This is a genomic window from Rudaea sp., from assembly GCF_036383415.1.
Lineage (GTDB): Bacteria > Pseudomonadota > Gammaproteobacteria > Xanthomonadales > Rhodanobacteraceae > Rudaea.
In genome coordinates this window covers 1-2289 of the sequence record NZ_DASVOK010000001.1, presented here as the reverse complement: position 1 = coordinate 2289, position 2289 = coordinate 1, and the positions used below count along the sequence as shown (strand labels likewise).

General features: G+C 66.7%; 3 protein-coding genes. 2 read left to right on the top strand and 1 reads right to left on the bottom strand.

Annotation, left to right across the window (positions count from 1 at the left end; genetic code table 11):
* Positions 1-1690: hypothetical protein (locus tag VF497_RS00015; protein WP_330884975.1), on the top strand; the 1690-nt coding region annotated here is incomplete at its 5' end.
* A gap of 134 nt (positions 1691-1824) precedes the next feature.
* Here VF497_RS00015 and VF497_RS00010 read toward each other — a convergent pair.
* Positions 1825-2025: a hypothetical protein gene (locus VF497_RS00010; protein ID WP_330884973.1), complete on the bottom strand. Its 201-nt coding sequence runs from the start codon at positions 2023-2025 to the stop codon at positions 1825-1827.
* Here VF497_RS00010 and VF497_RS00005 point away from each other — a divergent pair.
* Positions 2024-2289 (top strand): hypothetical protein (locus VF497_RS00005; RefSeq protein WP_330884971.1); only part of this gene is annotated, 266 nt, incomplete at its 3' end. The two genes, VF497_RS00010 and VF497_RS00005, sit on opposite strands and share 2 nt — an antisense overlap.

The window sequence follows — 2289 nt, the reverse complement described above, 5'->3', positions numbered from 1 at the left end:
TTACTTTGCCCGGGTCGGGCAACGTCCTGCGAGTCTGCCCTGGCAAGCGGCCAACATTCGCGCGGTCACCTCCGATCCGGGCATGGAACTGCGCCCGCATATCTCGCCCGACGGCACGCGCGTGGCGTTCGGCAAGCTCGTGCAAGAGACTGGGCTGGACCGTCTCTACATCCGCACAATGGAACCTTCGCAGCTCGTCGCGCTGGCACCGAACACCGAGGTCGCGCACGACATGCTGCCGGTGTGGTCGCCCGACGGCAGCCGCATCGCCTTCCAGCGTCTGGGCAGGGACAAGTGCACGCTGTTCGTCGTGCCGAGCCTCGGCGGGCGCGAGCGCGAGATCGGCGATTGCCAGGATTTCTTCACCAGCGCCTACGACTGGACTCCGGATGGCAAGCAGCTCATCACCGCGTTGCGCATGGACGGTCGCCAGTCGGACCTGACCCTGCTGCTCTGGAACGTCGAGACCGGTGCCAAGCAGCCGCTGCGCTACGAGCACACGAAAGGCGATCAGGATCTCGAGGCTCACTATTCGCCCGACGGCCGCTGGATCGCATTCCGTCGCGGCATTTCGCCGTACAGCGACCTCTACGTGATGCACGCCGACGGCGGCGCGGTGCGCCAGCTCACCCACCTGTCCGGACGCATTCGCGGCTACACCTGGGCCGCGGACAGTTCGGCGCTCGTATTCTCATCCGACCATCAGGGCAAGTCCGAACTGTATGCCATCGACGCCGCCGGCGGCGCGCCGCAGCGTCTGGGCGTCGAAGCGGCGCGCTTCCCCGACGCCGCGCGCGGCAGCAACACGGTGGTCTACGAGATCTCGCGCACGACCAGCGGCATTGTCCAAGTCGATCTCGATGCCGCGGCGAAGGAGCCGCGCAAGCTCGCCACATCGACCGGCAGCGACTTCACGCCCGTCGCATCGCCCGACGGCGCGCGCGTCGCCTTCCTGTCCACGCGCAGCGGCACCGCGCAGTTGTGGATCAGCGAACGCGACAAGGATGGCGCCTACGCGGTGACCGAGTATCGCGATGCGACCCTCTCCAATCCGGTGTGGCGTGGCGACTCGGCTGCGCTGCTCGTCGACGTGCAGCGCGACGGTGAGCCTTCGCGCCTGGTCGAAATCGAAATCGCCTCGCGCCGCGAGCGCGTCGTTTCGGACAAGGACGAGAACGTGCTGTTCGGCACCTATGGCGTGCAGCCGGGCAGTTTCGTGATCGCGATCGGCGCGAGCAGCAACGGCGCGCGCCTGGTCCACCGCACCGGAGCGGGCACGCCGCAGCAGGCCGACGAGGTGCTGACGCAGGGCGTGCAGCACGTCGAAGTCGATCCGGCGCGCGGCCTCGTCTACTACACGCGCAGCGGCACCGCGGGCCTGTTTCGTCGCGCGCTGCAGTCGGGCGACGAACAGCGGCTGACCGAGACGATCACCTCGCTGACGCTGGACGGCTGGCACCTCGTCGGCGGCAAGATCTGGTACATCTCCGCCGCCGACCTGCATTCGATGATCCTGCGCGAATTTGATCCCGATGCGCGCAGTGACCGGCTGGTCGCGCAGCTCGCGATCGAACTTGGCGAGTTCAATTTCAGCGTGGGTCCCGATTTGAAGCAGGTCTATCTGCCGCGCGTTTCGGTCGAGGACAGCGACATCGGCGCCTTCGAACTGCAGCGCAGCGCCGCACGTTGAATCGGCCGGTCACGCGGTCCCTTGCCGCTGCGCCATCGGGCAATTTCGATCATTTCATGCGCGGGTTTCCGCAACCCGCGGCGCGAACGCGCAGAGCACACTATATCTGCCCTCTCCAACGGGCAGTGGAAGCGTCACACGGCCATCGGGACCGGGACCCCGATGGCCGTTTTCATGTTCGGTATCGCCGCATTGCCGCCACGCAAATCGTTGTAACGAAACGATTTCGCCGATCGCACCGAAAGATTTCGCCGCGATTTCAGCGCAATTTCCGTACAGCCCCGCGGCAGGCTAAGTAAATAAGCGCCTTCTTCACGACGACGAAGGTGCACCATGCCCGCAAGCGTTCAAATCATCAGCCACGGAACCCGTCTGACCCTGCCGCGCATCGACGGCGGCGCGCTTTCGATGTTCATTGGCGGAGGCCGCGGCGCCGGCCTGCGCATCGAGGGACCGGCCGCGGGCGTATGGCTGCCGCTGCGCGGTCGCCTCCAGGTCGGCGTCGGCGATGGGGAAAGCACCCACGCGCGCTTCGAGGCACGCGTCACCTGCGCCGATGCGTTCACCCAGGTGACCGGACGCGGCCACGCCCTGTGGCT